Origin of the sequence: Bifidobacterium sp. UTBIF-68, assembly GCF_006408855.1 — a bacterium.
GTDB classification, from domain to species: Bacteria; Actinomycetota; Actinomycetes; order Actinomycetales; family Bifidobacteriaceae; genus Bifidobacterium; species Bifidobacterium reuteri.
In genome coordinates, this window is record NZ_JFAN01000012.1 from 35,796 (window position 1) to 54,778 (window position 18,983).

The window sequence follows — 18,983 nt, forward strand, 5'->3', positions numbered from 1 at the left end:
CCGGCGAAGACCATGCCCGCAATAGCGTCGAACAGACGGATGCCGACACCGGCGCATCCACCGACTCGGACAAGCAAGGGGAGTGACGATGCCATCCACTGAACTGCATATGATCGCCGACCGATGGATGATGACCAGCCGTCGACTCGTCAACTGGGGGTCCTACGAGGGATACCACGAATTCCGTCCTTCCACGGATTCCGCACTGCCCGTGACGCTGCTCGCCGGCGCCAGCGAATCCGGCAAATCCACATTGGTCGACGCACAGATATCGCTGCTGTACCCGACCGGAACCCCATTCAACAAGGCCTCGAACTCCGGGCGTTCCGAACGCAGCGATTACACATACCTGCGCGGCATGATCGGCGTGACCAGCACCGCCCACGGCGACGAGCCGGTGTATCTGCGCGGACGCGACTCGGCCACCGGCGCACCTCAGGCCGTCTGGGGCGCGATTGTGGACACGTACCGCAACCAGACCACCGGCCAAGTGCTGTCCTGCGCCAAATTCCTGTATCTGATGCCCGGAGACGGCCGCGGAGACATGCGCCGCCAGTACGCGGTATGGGGCAAACCCATCGATCCTAGGCTGATGGACCAATACCGAGAATCCCCCTTCACCCCCGCGCAATTGCGGGCGGCGTATCCCGAATGCCTGACCTTCCCCAGCGCGGAATCCTTCCACAGCCATATCTGGTCCGTCATGGGGTTGAGCGAGGAGGCCTGCCGCCTGCTGCACAAAATACAGTCCGCAGACGCCCCATCACGTCTGGACGACATCTTCAAACAAGGCGTGCTCGGCGTACCCGAGGCGCTGGACCTGTCACGAGCCACCGTGCACGACTATGAACGCTATGCCACGAACTTCCATGCCATGCAGGAGAAAACCGAACGCGTGGAGGCTCTGCACGGCATCCAGCGCGCGTATGACGATTACGCCAAGGCTCGTGGACGCGTACATATGTTCGACACCATCCGCCCGATAGGCACAGGCGCATCCGCATCGCTGCACGACTGGGCGACAGCACGCATGGGCGCGGAAGTCAGCGCACAGCTGCCCATCGACCGCGCCGAAGCGCAGGCTTACGAGACCGAAGCGCGCAACGCAAAACGGAAAGCGGAAAACCTGCAAAGCCGCATCGACATGATCCGCGGCCAGATGCAAGGCCTGGACGGCGGAACCCTCTCCCGACTCGAAATGGAACTGAACCAGACCCGACGCTCCTGCGAGGACGCCGAATCGAACCACGCCCGAATGGAACAGGTGTTCGAATCCGTCGGCGAACAGCTGCCCTCCACCGAACAGGCATGGAACGAGCGGCGCATTAACGCAGTGAACTTCAAACGGTCCTACGACGAACGCGCCACCCGATGCGAGGAACAGCTCACCGCAGCCATCAACGCCCGCGCGGACGCACGCAACGCGATGGAACGGCTGCAACATGACTACGACCGTCAGAAATCCCGTCGCACCCGCATCACCCAACAGATGGACGACAGCCGCGCCATGCTCGCACGCGCCACCGGTCTGTCGCCGGACGAACTGCCCTATGTGGCCGAACTCATGGATGTCCGGGAGACAGAGGAATCCTGGCGACTCGCGATGAACGTGGCCTATGCGCCCATCGCGCAAACCATCCTTGTGGATAAACGGCACGAACAGGGATTCGCCGCCAAGGTAAGCGCCATCGACCCGCATGCCATGACCCGCAGAACCTGGCAGTTCATCGACACCGAACGCGAATACGCCGACGAAGCCACGCAGACCGAAACAACATCGCGAACATCATCGCAGGAATGGCTCTCCGACAAACTGCGCTATCGCGAGGACTCACCGTTCACCGGATGGCTGCGCTCGCAAACCCGGTCCGAACGTCTCGACGCCCTGTGCGTGGACGCCATCGACGATGCCGATCGCGATACACGTCAGATACAGGAGGACGGCCAGATCAAATCCGGCTCACGCGGGCAGCACGGCGTCAAAGACCGTACGCCGATCATCGGTTTCGTCAACGAGGCGTATCTCGCCGAACTCGAAGTGCAGATCGAGCAGTCCTGTCAAGCCTTCCAACAGGCCAGCCGCCAGTACGACGACGCCAAACGCGAGTCGGAAACGCTGCACCGCAGGCTCGAGCTCGCCAACCAACTTGCGTACACCTCATGGGAGCGCATCGATGCGGCGGGCCAGCGCAAGGCCGTCGCCGATATCGAGGCGTCCATCGCCTCGATCAAGGAAGACCCCAAGCTCGCCGAGCTCGCCCACCGCAAAGACGAACTCACCGAGGAACTCGAAAGTGTGGAACACGAACGCATGAACGCCAGGCAGTTGGCGACCGCATGCGCGCAGGCCGTCGAGGCCGCGCTCATCTGGATGCAGCGTCACACCACCGACACGGATGATGGCGGGAAAGGCGACGCCCTCCCATCGGCGGCCGACCTGCCGGAGACGGCGGCGGCAGCGTTATCCGAAGCATATGAGAACCGGTTCGCCGGCATCGATGACCCCGCCCTTCGCGCACACATGATCATCGGAGCCGGAACGCCGGCGACCGGCGGGAAAGGAACCCAATCGCCTGCACCGTCCTTCGCCGAACGAATCATCGCCGGACTGTCCAACGACATCGGCACACGCATCGAGGCGCTCGAGGCGCAGGCCGACGCCGCCCGCACCACCGTGGAATCCAAGATGAGCAACTACATCGCCATCTGGGCGGCTGGGGACGATGCGCTTACGGCCAGTGTGGATGATTACCGGTACTATATGGATGAGCTCGCCAGCCTCTCCCAGCTGGCGGCGACCACGGCCACCGACGCCGAATACGAGCGGTGCCTCGACCAGCTGCTGATGAGCTTCCTGACCATCAAACGCGCCATCGACACCGATGCCGACGACATCCACGACCAACTGGATCGCATCAACGCCATGCTCAAGGGGCAGCAGTTCGGCCCCAAACACGGCAGCCTGTCCCTCCATGCCGATGTGCGCAGCCCCGAGAGCACGTTCTCCCGAGAGCTGCAACGCATCATCGCCAAGCTCAATGCATGGAAGACCGGCGGCAAGACCGCGGACGACCAGGCGCGGCGAGACGGCGCCCACAACGCCTTCGCCGCATGCGCCTCGATGATCACACTGCTGAAAGAGGAGCTTGCGGACGTCAAGGACGCCAACGGCATCAAGCAATACGGCGCCCACAATCTCGATCCGCGCTGCCGCTCCTCGTTCTACGCCATCGTGCATCATCAGGACGGCATGGACGAACGCATCACCTCCACGGGCGGGCGATCCGGCGGCGCGCTGCAGGAGCTCACGTCATTCGTCTATGGCGCCGCGCTGATCTATCTGCTTGGCGGCGGTATGGAGAACAGGCTCAAACCCTGTTACACCACATTGTTCCTGGATGAAGCCCTGATCAAGGCCGACGGGCGGTATACGCAACGCGCCCTCACCGTGCTGCCGCGCCTCGGATTCCAAGTCATCGTATCCGCGCCGGAAAGCAAGACCGGCGAAATCCTCGAAGTATCCACCAAAGCGTACGTCACCTACAAGGATCCCGACACCGGGCTCACGTGCTTGCGGGAAGCCACCGTGGACGACTACGACGACTCCTTCGCCGAGGAGCAGCCGCGCATCGGGGAGTGACCATCGACACGTTTCGAACGCCTGTTCGAAACGTGTCGTGGAATCGGGTATCCTGAATACGGATCAGACGCACGCGCGCCCACAACGACAAGGGTCGGCACCACGCGTGCGGACACATGGAATACGACGGAAGGCGGGACAGCGGTGGTGGCATCGCAGAATGGGGCACGGCATGCGACCGGGGGAACGACCTCGAAGACGGGCAAGGGGAGGAACGGCGAGGTCATTGTCGAAAAGGTGATGACCAGCGACTCGTTCCTCGCGCGCGAGATCAGGAAAGCCCCTCTCGTCGAACATGACGGCACGCTCGTCGCCGACATCTCGCATATCCCGAACGACCTCAAGATCACCATTCAAGGCGCACGCGAGCACAATCTCAAGAACGTCGACCTCGCGATCCCGCGCAATCGCATGGTCGTGTTCACCGGGTTGTCGGGCTCAGGAAAATCCTCACTCGCGTTCGACACCTTGTTCGCCGAAGGGCAGCGCCGGTACGTGGAATCGCTGTCCGCTTATGCACGTCAGTTCCTGGGGCAGATGGACAAGCCGGACGTCGATTTCATCGAAGGTCTGAGCCCCGCCGTCTCCATCGACCAGAAGACCACGAACCGCAACCCTCGCTCGACGGTCGGCACGATCACCGAGATCTACGATTATCTGCGACTGCTGTTCGCGCGCACAGGCATCCCGCATTGCCCCGAATGCGGCGAACCGGTGGCCTCCCAGACCCCGCAGCAGATCGTGGACACGCTGCTGGGATACCCGGAGCGCACACGTTTCCAAATCCTCGCCCCAGTGGTCAAAGGGCGTAAGGGCGAGTTCGTGGACATGCTCGAGCTGCTGCGCTCCGACGGCTACGCCCGTGCGCTCATCGACGGCGAGGTGAAGCAGCTCTCCGATGACATCAAGCTCGCCAAGCAGAAGAAGCACACCATCGAGGTGGTGGTTGATCGACTGGTCGTCAAAGACGGCATCCGCCAACGGCTGACCGATTCGGTGGAGACCGCGTTGAAGCTCGCCAACGGCAGCATCGTCATCGATTTCGTGGACGAGGAGGAAGGCTCCCCGGCACGCAGGCAGCCCTTCTCCGAGCACCGCAGCTGCCCGAACGGACATACGCTGGAGCTTGACGAAATAGAGCCCCGCACCTTCTCGTTCAATGCGCCATATGGGGCTTGCCCGGCCTGCACAGGCCTCGGTTTCAAGCTGGAGATCGACCCGGAACTCGTGATCTCCGACCCGGACAAGTCGCTGGCGGAAGGCGTCATCGAACCGTGGAGCGGCACGAAGATGACCTCCCAGTATTATGGCCACATCCTCGAAGGACTGGCGCGGGACATGGGCTTCTCGATGAAGACACCGTGGAAGGACCTGCCGGCGGATGTGAAGCATGACATCCTGTACGGCCATGATTTCAAGGTCGACGTCTCCTACCGCAACCGGTGGGGACGTCTGCGCGAGTACTCCACCGGGTTCGAAGGCGTGGTCCGCACGTTGATGCGCCGCCATGACGAGACCGACTCCCAATCCATGCGCGAATACTACGAATCCTACATGCGCGAAGTGCCCTGCCAGGTCTGCCATGGCCGAAGGCTCAAGCCCGAGGTTCTGGCGGTCACTGTGGACGGCAAGTCCATCTTCGATGTCTGCGACATGCCAGTAGTGCACGAACTCGCGTGGGTGAACGGCCTCAAACTCGAAGGTTCGGCGCAGATGATCGCCGGAGAGGTGCTGAAGGAAATCAAGGCGCGACTCGGATTCCTCAATGATGTCGGACTGGACTATCTGACGCTCTCGCGCGCCGCCGCCACACTCTCGGGTGGCGAGGCGCAGCGCATACGTCTGGCCACACAGATCGGATCCGGCCTGGTGGGCGTGATGTACGTGCTCGACGAGCCGTCCATCGGCCTGCATCAGCGGGACAACGAGCGTCTCATCGAGACCCTGCATCATCTTCGCGACCTCGGCAACACGCTCATCGTCGTCGAACACGACGAAGACACCATACGTCAGGCCGATTGGGTGGTGGACATCGGCCCCGGTGCCGGCGAGCACGGCGGCGAAGTCATCTATTCCGGCCCCGCCAAGCATCTCATCGAGGCGAAACGGTCCATCACCGGCGATTACATCGCGCACCGACGTGAGATCGCCGTTCCTGCACATCGCCGTAAAGTCCACAAGACCAGCATGCTCAAGGTGGTTGGCGCGCGGGAGAACAATCTCAAGAACATCAATGTGAGCTTCCCCCTCGGCGTATTCACCGTGGTCACCGGCGTCTCCGGTTCCGGCAAATCCTCACTGGTCAATACGATCCTCTACCCGGTGCTCGCCGACAAGCTCAACGGCGCCCGCATCGTGCCGGGCAAGCATACGCGCGTCGAAGGTGTCGATCAGGTGCGCAAGGTCATCCATGTGGACCAGAACCCCATCGGCCGGACCCCGCGTTCCAACCCCGCCACGTACACCGGCGTGTGGGACAAGATCCGCACGCTGTTCGCCAAGACACCTGAGGCGCAGGTGCGCGGCTACGGACCGGGACGTTTCAGCTTCAACGTCAAAGGCGGACGCTGCGAAGCCTGCCACGGCGACGGCACACTGAAAATAGAGATGAACTTCCTGCCCGATGTCTACGTGGAATGCGAGACCTGCCACGGCAAACGCTACAACCGTGAGACCCTGGAAGTGACATACAACGGCAAGACCGTCTCCGACATCCTCGATATGCCCATCGAGGAGGCCGCCGATTTCTTCAAGGCATACACCGGCATCTCCCGGTATCTGAAGACCCTGGTGGACGTCGGCCTCGGCTACATCCGTCTGGGCCAGCCGGCACCCACACTGTCCGGCGGTGAATCGCAGCGTGTGAAGCTCGCCACCGAATTGCAGCGCAGATCCGACGGCAAGACCGTCTATATCCTCGACGAGCCGACCACCGGACTGCACTTCGAAGACGTCAACAAACTGCTCAAGGTGCTGCAGTCCCTGGTCGATAAAGGCAACACCGTGATCGTCATCGAACACAACCTCGACGTGATCAAGGGAGCCGACTGGCTGATCGATCTCGGCCCGGAAGGCGGTGACGGCGGCGGCACCATCGTCACCGAAGGCACACCCGAGCAGGTCGCCGAATGCGCGGACTCCTGGACCGGCCGCTTCCTCAAGCCGATGCTGGATCAGCGGTGACGTGATTGTGCTGCATGAGCATTCATGTCGAGTTGACCTTGGCCGGTAGCGTCATCTGTTCGTAGGATAGGAGGAGGATTATGACGAACGATATTGAACGGCATAGTCCGGATGAGTGGCGAAAGACCGCTGCAGCATTGCAGTCGCGAAACAATGGCCAATCCTCCACAGATGAAGCTATGGTGAACGCGAACGGGGCTCCTCTGCTGGGGGATTCCCGCGATCTGTTCCGCCCGAAGACCTCGGACATCCCTGCCAAACCGGGCGTATACAAATGGCGTGACGGGGAGGGACGCGTCATCTACGTCGGCAAGGCGAAGAACCTTCGCAACAGGCTCACCAATTATTTCCAGCCGCTGTACCTGCTACATCCACGCACACAGACCATGGTGCTTACGGCACGAAGCCTGGAGTGGACCGTCGTGGCCACCGAACTCGAGTCACTGACGCTCGAATACACGTGGATCAAGGAATTCGACCCGCGATTCAACATCCAGTTCCGCGACGACAAGACCTATCCGTATCTCGCGGTCAGCACGGGGGAGCGAATTCCCCGCGTGTGGGTCACCCGGTCGCGCAAACGGCGGGATACCAGATATTTCGGACCCTATGCCAAGGTGTGGGAATTAAGGCATAGCGTCGACAGGCTGTTGAAGACCTTCCCCGTGCGTACCTGCACCGCCAACGTGTTCCATAAGGCGCAATTGACCGGCCGTCCTTGCTTGTTCGCGTCAATAGGCAAATGTTCTGCGCCATGTGTGCAACGTATCGGCCCCGAGGAGCATCGACGGCTTGTCGAACAGCTGGTGGGCGTGATGACCGGCCGCCTTGGCCGCTCATATATCGCACAGCTCACCCGGGAGATGAAGGAGGCCAGCGCCGAACTGGAATTCGAACAGGCGGCCCGGCTGCGCGACCAGATCCAGATGCTGGAAACCGTAGTGCAGCAGAACGCCGTCGTGTTCGATCAGGATGTGGACGCCGACGTGTTCGGCTTCGCCAGCGACGAACTCGAGGCATCGGTCCATGCCTTCTACGTACGTGCCGGGTCCATCCGCGGAGAACGCAATTGGAGCGTCGAACGTGTGGAGGATATCGCCGATGCGGATCTGATGGCCGACCTCATCGTTCAGGTGTATTCCGACGCCGCCGCCGCTCGCAACGCCACCACTGGCGGCGCAGCCATCTCGGAGCGGCGCGAAGCCATCGGCTCGACACAGACCATCACCGCCACCGACGCCACAGCCCGTGCGCAAGCCACCCGCGAGCGCAACAGTAGGCAGGAGACCACGGGACGCATTGACCTGCTCGCCCCCATAGCTCCCGTACCGCGTGAAATCATCGTGCCCATCGAACCATCGCGTCGCCAGGAGCTTGAAACATGGCTGTCCGGACAACGCGGAGGAGCGGTGACCATCCGCGTCGCCTCGCGCGGCGACAAGAGACAGCTCATGGACCGCGCCAACGAGAACGCCAGCCAGGCGCTGCAGCGTGCCAAGATGAGCCGCATCTCGGATATGGGCGCCCGCACCCAGGCGATGAACGATGTGGCGAAGGCGCTTGGCATGAGCGAAGCTCCCCTGCGCATCGAATGCTACGACATCTCCAACACCGTCGGCGGGGCGTTCCAGGTGGCGTCGATGGTGGTGTTCGAAGACGCCATCGCGAAGAAATCCGAATACCGTCGGTTCGCCATCCGCGGCAAGGACGGCCAGGGCGCGGTCGACGATTTGTCGGCGTTGTACGAAACCCTGACGAGACGATTCCGGCATGGCAATATCGCCGGCGATTCAGGCGAGAGCATCGACGCCGAGCAGCGGGTGGCTCACGAGACGGCGGCGATGGATATGGGCACCGGCGACGCCAAGCGCGACGACGCGGCGGATGTCATCCAGCAGAACACCGACCGACGCCATTTCGCCTACAAGCCCAATCTCGTCGTGGTAGACGGTGGGCATCCGCAGGTCATGGCCGCGGCCAGGGCGCTTGCGGATTGCGGCGTGGATGATGTGGCCGTATGCGGCTTGGCCAAACGCCTTGAAGAGGTGTGGGTTCCGGACGACGATTACCCGATCATCCTCAAACGCCAATCCGAAGGCATGTATCTGTTGCAACGTGTCCGGGATGAATCGCACCGGTTCGCCATCACCTACCACCGCCAGCAGCGCCGCAAGGGCGCTCTGCGCAGCGCGCTCGACGAGATTCCCGGCATCGGAGCCAGCTATCAGAAACGACTGCTCAACCATTTCGGTTCGGTCAAAGCCATGCGCGAAGCCGATATCGAGGATTTCATGCAGGTCAAAGGCATCGGGCAGGCCAAAGCGGAAGCGCTGTACCAGGCTTTGCATGCCGCCCAATAGCATGAACGATCATGTCGGCTGACGGCATCTGCCCATGATGTCGGCTAGCATAGGAACAGTTGAAGAGGAGGGGACATGATCAACCATCGCTGTGCGGTGCTCGGCAAGCCCATCGCGCATTCGCTCTCGCCCGTGCTGCACAATGCGGCATACGCATCACTCGGATTGCATGATTGGGCGTATGGCAGGCATGAGGTGGGCGAGGACGATCTTGACGGATTCCTCAAGAACCTCGACCCCACATGGGCCGGGCTCAGTCTGACCATGCCGCTGAAACGGACCATCCAGCCGTATGGCAGGCCGACGAACCTGTGGGCGCGAGAGTTGAAGGTGGCCAACACCGCCATATTCGACTGGTCGCATCCCGTCGATGACCCGCAGTGGGCGCATGGCAGGCCGGAGATCAGACTGTTCAACACCGATGTCATCGGCATACAATTGGCGTTCGACCATGCCAATCGGGAACTCGGCCTGCATCACCGCCCCGACCGCGCCGGCACGGCATTGATTATCGGCAACGGCAACACCGCCACATCCGCGGTCGCCGCCTGTTGCATGATGCAGGAGATCGGCCACATCACTGTGGCCTCCCGTCACCCCGGGAAGAACGCCGCGCTGCGTCCCTTGGCGAGCAAATATCTCACTGGCCACGCCCCCTATGAGGAAATCGATATGGCGGATGACCGGAGGCTGACGGCCACCGCTCAGGGGGCTACGTACGTGATCAACACCATTCCCGGACATGCAGCTGACGGCATCGCCTCCATGCTCGATGAGACCATGCACGCCGCGTCGGATTCCGGCCTCTTGCTTGACGTGGTATACGATCCCCGACCCACCAGGTTGATGAATGCGTGGCGCGATCATGGCGGTCATGCCATCGGCGGTGAGGAAATGCTGCTGTATCAGGCTCTGATTCAAGTGCTGCTGATGACAGGAATCTGGGACAACGACCCGCCCAGCGACGCCGACAATCGTATTCAAGACACCACCACCGAGGACGATCAACTTGAGATAGCGATGCGCAACGCATTGGAGGAGGCACTGTGATGGATCAGCAGGCTGTACATGACGCCGGACAGGAGTCCGGTACGCCGACCGCTAACCGTCCCACTCCGGCCGACGCGTTCGAGGTACTGCTCATCACAGGCATGTCCGGGGCGGGGCGTTCGCGTGCCGCCGGCACTATGGAGGACATGGGATGGTATGTGGTCGACAACCTGCCGCCCAAGCTGCTCGTGCCACTGGTCGATATGATGACCACCTCCGGGTCCGACAGCGGCATCCACAAACTCGCCGCGGTGATTGACGTCAGGTCCCGCAGCTATTTCGATGATTTGTCCGCCGTGCTCAGCCATTTGGACGACCTCGGCGTGAAGACGCGGATCCTGTTCCTGGATGCCAGTGACGCCGTGCTGATCAAACGATATGAATCCGTGCGCCGTCCGCATCCGCTCCAGCACGGCAATCGGCTGATCGACGGCATCCTCGAAGAACGGCATCTGCTCGCCAATCTGAAGGAGCGCGCGGATTGGGTGATCGATACGAGCGCGTTGAGCATCCATCAGCTGTCCACCAAACTGTATGAGACGATGCTCGGGTCAGGCCCCACCACCGTCGCCGTGCATATCTTCAGTTTCGGGTTCAAATACGGCACACCCATCGACGCCGATTTCGTGGCCGATGTTCGTTTTCTGCCCAATCCTTTCTGGGTGCCCAGCCTGCGTGAACTCACCGGACATGACAAACCGGTCGCCGACTACGTGCTGTCCAGCAAAGGCGCCGTGGAATTCCTTGACGCCTATGAGAAGGCCATCGAGACCGCACTTGAGGGATATGCACGTGAAGACAAGCATTTCGTGACCATCGCCATAGGATGTACCGGCGGACAGCATCGCTCGGTGGCCATGAGCGAGGAGCTCGCACGAAGATTGCGCATGCACGGCCTTGATGTCACCGTCTCCGCAAGAGAACAGCATGATCGCCGCTCATCATGAGTGATCACACTGCGAGAAGACGGTGGCCAAAAACCATATCGAACGGGTTTAAATGTCCACGAGATTAGGTATCACGGTAACCCGATGGTTGTCGACGTGCGATGGCACGATGCAGCAGAAGCATTGAGAAGAACGAGACTGTAGGAGGTTGGATCTTGGCTCTTCTGGACGATGTCAAAAGCGAGTTGGCAGCTTTTGATGGCGATTCGCCAGCCGCAATCAAAGCCCAGGCGGCGGCCATGATTCGATTCGGCGGCGGACTTCACCGCATAAAGAACTCATACATAATCCAATTCGAATGCGCCTCGCTCGCGGCGGCCGAGTGGTTGCGAGACACGTTGAAGAACGTGTTCGGCCACGAGTCTGAAATCAAGCATCTGACCCGTCAGGCGCCGAACGGCCCGATGAAGACCTACGTGGTGTTTGTCACCCGCAACGTAGTCGCCTTGGCGTTGCAGACCGGCCTCGTCGATAGGCGCAAACAGCAGGTTCAGGGGCTTCCCGCCGAAGTGGTCAATGGTTCCATCGCTCAGATCAAGGCCGCCTGGCGTGGCGCGTTCCTGGCCCGAGGCTTCCTTTCCGAACCGGGCAAGGCGAGTTTCCTAGAGATTGCATGCCCGTCCGAAGAGGCGGCCATGGCATTGTGTGGCGTGGCGCGTCGTCTGGGCATTCAGGCCAAGCACCGCACGCTGCGCAGTTCCGAGCGCGTTACGTTGAGGGACCCCGATGCCATCGAGCGCATGCTCAAGCTGATGGGCGCCACCCGCTCGGCGAGGGAATGGACCGGGAAGCGATCCGATGGCGAGGCCAGGGGCAAGGCGAATCGCCTGGCGAATTTCGACGACGCCAATATGCGCCGCAGCGCCAAGGCCGCCGCAGAAGCCAGCATCAAAGTGCAGCACGCGTTCGAAGTACTCGGTGACAACATCCCCGAGAATCTGAGGCAAGCCGGCCAGCTGCGTGTCGACCATGTGGACAAGAGCCTCGAAGAGCTCGGCAAGATCGCCGAGCCTCAGATCACGAAGGACGCCATCGCGGGCCGAATTCGCCGGCTGCTCCAGCTGGCCGAGAAAACCGAGAAAGCGCGTGCGGCGGAAGGAAAATAGCTCTTCCCGCCCACTGTGCCAGTGAATTGACCACACCGCATTCGCCCTGCGAGGCAATGCGGTGTTTTGTTCTCAAAAGCCTGTATTATGCGAATTGGCAAAACTGGCCACTTTGGCGTCGAACGTCAAGGAAAGGATATTCATGAAGACACTCAAGGATCTTGGAGATCTCAAGGGTAAGCGCGTTCTGATGCGTGCTGATTTCAATGTTCCGCTGGACGGCACCACGATCACCGATGATGGTCGTATCAAGGCCGCCCTGCCGACCATCAAGACCTTGCGCGAAGAAGGCGCCAAGGTCATCCTGATGGCCCACCTCGGCCGTCCGAAGGGCAAGGTCGTCCCCGAGCTGAGCCTGGCTCCGGTCGCAGCGCGACTCGGCGAGCTGCTTGGCATCACTGTGCCGCTGGCCAAGGACACCTACGGCGAGGACGCTCAGGCCAAGGTCGCCGCCATGAACGATGGCGACGTCGTGCTGCTCGAGAACGTCCGCTTCAACCCGGAGGAGACCAGCAAGGATCCAGCCGTGCGCGCCCCGTACGCCCAGAAGATCGCCGCACTCGGCGAGGTCTTCGTCTCCGATGGCTTCGGTGTCGTCCACCGCGCCCAGGGCTCCGACTACGACGTGGCCGCCGATTTGCCGGCCGCCGCAGGCCTGCTGGTCGAGAAGGAAGTCAAGGCCCTCTCCAAGGCCACCGAGAACCCGGAGCGTCCGTTCACCGTGGTGCTTGGCGGCTCCAAGGTCTCCGACAAGCTCGGCGTGATCGAGAACCTGCTTGACAAGGCCAACCGCCTGGTCATCGGCGGCGGTATGGTGTTCACCTTCCTCAAGGCCAAGGGCTACGAGGTCGGCACCTCCCTGCTCGAAGAGGATCAGCTCTACAAGGTCAAGGGCTACATCGAAACCGCTGAGAAGAACGGCGTCGAACTGGTCCTTCCGACCGATATCGTCGTGAACCCCGGCTTCCCGGCCGGCGATACCCCGGTCGCCCCGGAGGTTGTCGCCGCTGACGCCATCCCGGCCGACAAGATGGGCCTGGACATCGGCCCGGAGTCCCAGAAGCTCTTCCACGACAAGATCGTCGACTCCAAGACCGTCGTGTGGAACGGCCCGATGGGCGTGTTCGAGATTCCGGAGTTCGCAGCCGGCACCAAGGCTGTGGCCCAGGGTCTGGTCGACGCGACCGCAGCCGGCGCCTTCACCATCGTGGGCGGCGGCGACTCCGCTTCCGCGGTCCGCAACCTCGGCTTCCCGGAGGATGGCTTCTCGCACATCTCCACAGGTGGTGGCGCTTCCCTCGAGTTCCTTGAGGGCAAGGAGCTGCCGGGTCTGAAGGTACTCGAGTAGTCGAGCCGTAAAGCAACCAGCCCGAAGGGCTGATTACAGGCGAAGGGGCGGCGACAGCCGCCTTTTCGCTTCGTGGGTCTCCCTCTGCATGAGGGGCCCACGCTCCACAGCATAAGAAGGGGAATCATGGCGTCCAAGCGCATTCCGTTGGTGGCAGGCAATTGGAAGATGAACTTCAACCATCTGGAAGCCACATATTTCGTGCAGAAACTGGTCTGGCTGCTGCGCGACGCGCATTTCGACTTCAAACGGTGCGAGGTCGCCCTGTTCCCCTCCTTCACCTCATTGCGCAGCGTGCAGGTGCTTGTCGAAGCGGACAAGCTGCGCATCAACTATGGCGCGCAATCCGTATCCGTGACCAATCAGGGTGCGTTCACCGGTGATGTGTCGGCGGATATGCTGGCCAGTCTCGGTTGCACCTACGTCATCGTCGGTCATTCGGAACGGCGCAAATATCATCCTGAGGATGATGCGAACATCGTCGATCAGGTTCGCGCCGTGCTCGCGGCGGGGATGCAGCCGATCCTCTGCGTGGGCGAGAGCTTTGAAGAACGCCGCCAGGGCATCGAGCTCGATTTCGCAGTAGGGCAGGTGCATGATGTCACCCGCGACCTGAACACCGACGAAGCCGCCAAGCTCATCGTCGCCTATGAGCCGGTGTGGGCCATCGGCACGGGAATGGTGGCCACACCGCAGACAGCGCAGGAGGCCGCCAACGCCATTCGCGACGATCTCAGATCCACGTTCGATGGGCATGTCGCCGATACCGTGCGCATCCTCTATGGCGGTTCCGTCACCTCGAAGAACGCCGCAGAGCTTATCTCCCAGCCGGATGTGGACGGATTCCTGATCGGTGGCGCTTCGCTCAACGCCGAGGAATTGACAAAAATCGCACGCCTTACGTTGAAAAGCACAAATTTCCGGTCATGATGCCGCGTTTTTCTTCCATATGCGCTATGCTGTTCTTCAGTTCGTTCAAACCGGAGGTACCTAGTGACCGCTCTTAAGATCACGCTAGAAGTCATTGTCGTCTTGCTCAGCTGCCTGCTGACGCTGCTCATCCTTATGCACAAGGGCAAGGGCGGCGGCCTGTCCGACATGTTCGGCGGTGGTCTGACGCAGAACGCGGGCACGTCCGGTGTCGCTGAAAAGAACCTGAATCGTTGGACCGTTGTCATCGCCCTGATCTGGGTTGCTCTGATTATCGGCCTTGACATGATGACGAAGTTCAACATCGGCTGAACATCGTGTAGACATAATGCGACCCATGATCGAATACGATCATGGGTCGCATTCGTTTTCGATATCTTGAGCCATACGGCACCGCCATTTCATAAGCCACGTTGCATAAACACAAGTACGAACAGGACAAATATGGTTACGATGAACCGCAACAAAGTCGTTATCGTCGGCACCGGTCAAGTGGGATCCACTGCCGCATACGCGATAGTCACGCATGGTCTGTGCAATGAGCTGGTGCTTATCGATCATTTCCCGGCAAAGGCGGTGGCGGAGGCGCATGACCTCGACGACGGCAGCGAGTTCCAGGACCGTCATGTCAAGGTGCATGCCGGAGACTACGGCGATTGCAAGGATGCCGACATAGTCGTGATCACCGTGGGGCGCAAGCCGCCGACCAACTCGAATCGAATGGCGGAACTCGGCTTCACGGTCGGTCTCGTGGGAGACGTGGTCGATCATGTGATGGCGTCCGGGTTCAACGGCGTCATCGTCATGGTCTCCAATCCGGTCGATGTCATGGCATGGTATGCATGGAAACGTTCCGGTTTGCCGCGTTCGCAAGTGATCGGTACCGGCACCGCCCTCGACACATCCCGTCTCAAGACCATCATCGGCGAGGAGACCGGATTGGATCCGCGTAACGTGGGCGGTTTCGTAATGGGCGAGCATGGCGACTCCCAGTTCACCGCATGGTCCACAGTATCCCTCGGCGGCAAGCCATTCGCCCGATTCCTCGCCGACAATCACGATCGATTCTCCTCGGTGTCCACAGCGGAAATCGAACACAAGACCCGAACCCGGGGTGATGAGATCGTCGCGGCAAAGCATGGCACCAATTACGGCATCGCCTCCACGGTATCCGGCATCGTACAGACCATTCTGTGGGATGAACGACGCATCGTGCCTGTATCCACATTGCTGGACGGCGAATACGGTGAACATGACGTGTTTCTCGGCGTGCCCACCGAACTGCGGGCGAATGGCGCCAACGAGATCGTCGAACTCGACCTGACCGGCGAGGAGCATGCCAAGCTCCATCATTCCGCCGAACTGGTACGCGACCACTGCAAAGGACTGCTGTGACTGAACCCCTGACCACCAACCCCAAACTGCTCGTCGCCGATTTGGATGGCACGCTGCTGCATGACGCAGCAGTATTTGAAGACAGGTCCATCACTCAGCGCAGCATCGAAGCCATCAACCGCGCCCATGACGCCGGATACCTGTTCGCCATCGCCACCGCCCGTCCGGTCAGTACAGGGTTGAGGTTTGCGCAGATGCTGCCTGCCGATGCGGTGGTGTATCTGAATGGCGCGCTGATCGATTTCGCACCGGGGCAATCCGATTTCGCATCATTGACCTCACCGGCAGCGGATGACGATCCCGATCTGGTCAAAATCGGCTTCCCGTCCGAACGGGCCTGCGAAGTATGCCGCATGATGCTCGAGCACATGCCTGGATTGCAATGCGGCATCGTGATGAACGATGTGCGATACACCAACTTCGATGTCCGTCAGTACTGGAAAACCCAGGAATTCCGCTATACGAACTTCCAAGTCGAACCGAACGGCAATGTGCCTGCCGGAATAGCCGACAAAATAACCGTGTTCCCGGACAAGAGCCAGTGGGATACACTGCGTACATTGATCCCCGACGATTTCACCGTCTCCATCAGCGAGGGCGTGATGTGGATGCTGATGAACCCTCAAGCCAGCAAGGAGCACGCACTCACCATCCTGTGCGATCGTCTGGGGGTGAAGCCGGAGGACACGGTGGCTTTCGGCGATGACCTTATCGACATCAACATGATGCGCACCGCAGGCAGGGGAGTGGCAGTGGCGAACGCCAATCCCAAGGTGCTGGATATCGCGGACGAGGTCTGCCCGTCGAATAACGACGATGGCGTGGCCCAATGGATTGAGACGCGTCTACAGTAAGAAGCATGGATAACAGTCTGCTGCAGCGCCGCGCCTATGGTGCGCTGGCTGGTCTCGCCATCGGGGATGCAATGGGCATGCCCACGCAAAGCATGTCTCCCGACCGAATCCGCGCCGAGTATGGCGTCAAGGCCATACGTACGTTCGTGGATGCGTCACCGAACCAGCCGATAGCACCGAGCATGCCGGCGGGAAGCATCACCGACGACACAGAACAGGCGTTGCTGTTGGCAAACCAGCTCATCGCCGGACACGGCGAGCTCGACATCCATCGGTATGCGCAGTCCCTGCTCGATTGGGAGTCGGCGATGAGGGCAAAAGGCTCCTTGGACCTGTTGGGACCGTCCACCAAGAACGCATTGGCACTGTTCAAGGCAGGTGTGGATGTTGCGACGACCGGCATCGCGGGGACCACGAATGGCGGCGCCATGCGATCATGCCCTATCGGCATCGCCGATCGTCCAAACCCGCATCTGGCCGAAATCGCACGTCGCTCGTCAGTCGTAACGCATAACACCGAGCAGGGCATCGAATCCACGATGCTCATCGCCGCGACAGTCAGCTATGCGTTGGACGGTGCCGAGGCGCGTGAGGCGATGCTGTTGGCATGCAATTATGTGACTGCTTATCTGGCCATGAACCGCTTCGAGGGAAGGATCATTGGCCATTGGACGCCGAAGGCCTCGGTGATCGCCCGCACCCGCTGGGCCATCAATTGGGCGCAGGAGCATGCCGGAGAACACGCCGGCGACATATATGACCATGACATGTTCGCCGATCAGCTGCGGGCGGTCATCGGCACCAGCGTCGAGGCGAACGAATCCGTACCTGCGGCGTTCGCCATCGCCACACGCTATGCCGAGCGTCCGTTCGATGCCATCTGCGTGGCCGCGAATCTCGGCGGCGACACCGACACCATCGCGGCCATGGTCGGTGCCATGCTGGGCGCCGCACATGGCGTGCAGGCATTCCCCGAATCATTGGTCCATACCGTGCAGGAGGTCAATGGACTTGATCTCGCCGGAACGGCCGACGCCTTGCTGCGTGTGAATGAAAGGCTGCAAGCATGAATTCCGAAGCCAACGGCGAGGCCTTGGGCGCCACCACGACGGGATTGGCCAGTGAAGGTCGGGTCATCAGTCTGGGACAGATGCTGGTCGATTTGACGATGCGCATCGACAAGGTGCCTGAACCGGGTGGTGACGCTTTTGCCGACAAGGCCGTGGCACAGGTGGGGTCAAGCTTCAACATTCTCCATGCCGTACGGCAGATGGGCGTGCGTGCGGCACATGGCGGCATCATCGGTACGGGACCATGGGCCAATCAGATACGCCAGGCATTGTCCAATGACGGCATCGAGCATATCGGTCTGACAGATCACACCCGGGATTCCGGCATCTGCATCGCCATGACCGACGCACGGGCCGAACGCACTTTCGTCACTGTGCGAGGCGCCGAGACACAGGGCGATGTACATTGCTTCGATGGGATTGAACCCGCTGACGACGATATCGTGCATATCAATGGATATACGTTCGCCCACCCTACTTCCCGCGGATTGCTGGCCTTCCTGCAGCGATACTGTGAGCATCGGTTCACCACGGTATTCGATCCATCCTCAGTGGCGGCCGGTTCGGAGGATCGACTCTTGGATGCCATTGTGGCCCATAGACCGATCTGGTCATGCAACTATGAGGAGTCATTGGCATTGGCTCGGCGCATGGGATTGTCCGGCGATGCCCTGCACGAGGCAAAGGATACGTGCGCGGCACTCAGCAAGCGACTCCTGGCCCCGGTGATCCTGCGGTCAGGCGCATCCGGCGCCTGGCTATGCGCCGCACCAGGCGAGCCGGCGGAACTGGTGCCTTCTCATCACGTACATGCCGTCGATACGAATGGCGCCGGCGACTGTCACGTAGGCGTGATGAGCGCTGAACTGATCCGAGGCGCTTCACTCGTGGATGCCGTCCGTGTCGCCAATGTGGCCGCAGCGGTTTCGGTGACACGCCGGGGGCCTGCCACATGCCCGTCACGTGGCGAAATCAGTTCCCTGTTGCCATCGAAGTGAGTAGCAAGACATACCGCGATTCCCGTATGTTCAATGGAACACACTAGGAATTGAACTTATTTTGAACCGGGCGTATGCTTTGAACCGTTGTTCAATATAAAT

General features: G+C 60.9%; 13 protein-coding genes. All 13 read left to right on the forward strand.

Annotation, left to right across the window (positions count from 1 at the left end):
* Positions 1-88 precede the first annotated feature (88 nt).
* The 13 genes from BW14_RS03750 (at position 89) to BW14_RS03810 (ending at position 18,881) form a co-directional block, all read left to right on the forward strand.
* The gene (locus tag BW14_RS03750) at positions 89-3,640 is read left to right on the forward strand and encodes an ATP-binding protein (protein WP_044088241.1); all 3,552 of its coding nucleotides are present in this window, start codon (positions 89-91) and stop codon (positions 3,638-3,640) included.
* Positions 3,641-3,880: 240 nt separating this feature from the next.
* Entirely contained in the window at positions 3,881-6,823 is a 2,943-nt protein-coding gene (gene uvrA, locus BW14_RS03755) for an excinuclease ABC subunit UvrA (protein WP_375137544.1), read from the forward strand.
* A gap of 80 nt (positions 6,824-6,903) precedes the next feature.
* Positions 6,904-9,183, forward strand: a complete 2,280-nt coding sequence (uvrC, locus tag BW14_RS03760; protein ID WP_044088238.1) for an excinuclease ABC subunit UvrC — start codon at positions 6,904-6,906, stop codon at positions 9,181-9,183.
* Positions 9,184-9,258: 75 nt separating this feature from the next.
* On the forward strand, positions 9,259-10,233 hold the full coding sequence (locus tag BW14_RS03765; protein ID WP_044088237.1) for a shikimate dehydrogenase: 975 nt from the start codon (positions 9,259-9,261) through the stop codon (positions 10,231-10,233).
* Positions 10,233-11,180: an RNase adapter RapZ gene (rapZ, locus tag BW14_RS03770; RefSeq protein WP_044088236.1), complete on the forward strand. Its 948-nt coding sequence runs from the start codon at positions 10,233-10,235 to the stop codon at positions 11,178-11,180. Before BW14_RS03765 ends, rapZ begins: the two co-directional genes overlap by 1 nt.
* A gap of 155 nt (positions 11,181-11,335) precedes the next feature.
* The gene (gene whiA, locus BW14_RS03775) at positions 11,336-12,286 is read left to right on the forward strand and encodes a DNA-binding protein WhiA (protein ID WP_044088235.1); all 951 of its coding nucleotides are present in this window, start codon (positions 11,336-11,338) and stop codon (positions 12,284-12,286) included.
* 142 nt (positions 12,287-12,428) lie between these two features.
* Positions 12,429-13,634 carry a phosphoglycerate kinase gene (locus BW14_RS03780; protein ID WP_044088234.1) on the forward strand — a complete coding sequence of 402 codons (1,206 nt, stop codon included), beginning with the start codon at positions 12,429-12,431 and terminating at the stop codon, positions 13,632-13,634.
* A gap of 126 nt (positions 13,635-13,760) precedes the next feature.
* A complete protein-coding gene (gene tpiA, locus BW14_RS03785; protein WP_140462746.1) occupies positions 13,761-14,564 on the forward strand; it encodes a triose-phosphate isomerase in 804 nt (267 codons plus the stop codon).
* A 63-nt stretch (positions 14,565-14,627) separates the two neighbouring features.
* Positions 14,628-14,876, forward strand: coding sequence for a preprotein translocase subunit SecG (gene secG / locus BW14_RS03790; RefSeq protein WP_044088232.1), 249 nt, complete (start codon positions 14,628-14,630; stop codon positions 14,874-14,876).
* 132 nt (positions 14,877-15,008) lie between these two features.
* Positions 15,009-15,959, forward strand: coding sequence for an L-lactate dehydrogenase (locus tag BW14_RS03795; protein ID WP_044088229.1), 951 nt, complete (start codon positions 15,009-15,011; stop codon positions 15,957-15,959).
* Complete coding sequence (locus BW14_RS03800) at positions 15,956-16,813, forward strand: HAD family hydrolase (RefSeq protein ID WP_044088228.1); 858 nt, start codon at positions 15,956-15,958, stop codon at positions 16,811-16,813. Before BW14_RS03795 ends, BW14_RS03800 begins: the two co-directional genes overlap by 4 nt.
* A gap of 5 nt (positions 16,814-16,818) precedes the next feature.
* Positions 16,819-17,883: an ADP-ribosylglycohydrolase family protein gene (locus BW14_RS03805; RefSeq protein ID WP_044088226.1), complete on the forward strand. Its 1,065-nt coding sequence runs from the start codon at positions 16,819-16,821 to the stop codon at positions 17,881-17,883.
* A complete protein-coding gene (locus BW14_RS03810) occupies positions 17,880-18,881 on the forward strand; it encodes a PfkB family carbohydrate kinase (protein WP_044088225.1) in 1,002 nt (333 codons plus the stop codon). Before BW14_RS03805 ends, BW14_RS03810 begins: the two co-directional genes overlap by 4 nt.
* Positions 18,882-18,983 lie beyond the last annotated feature (102 nt).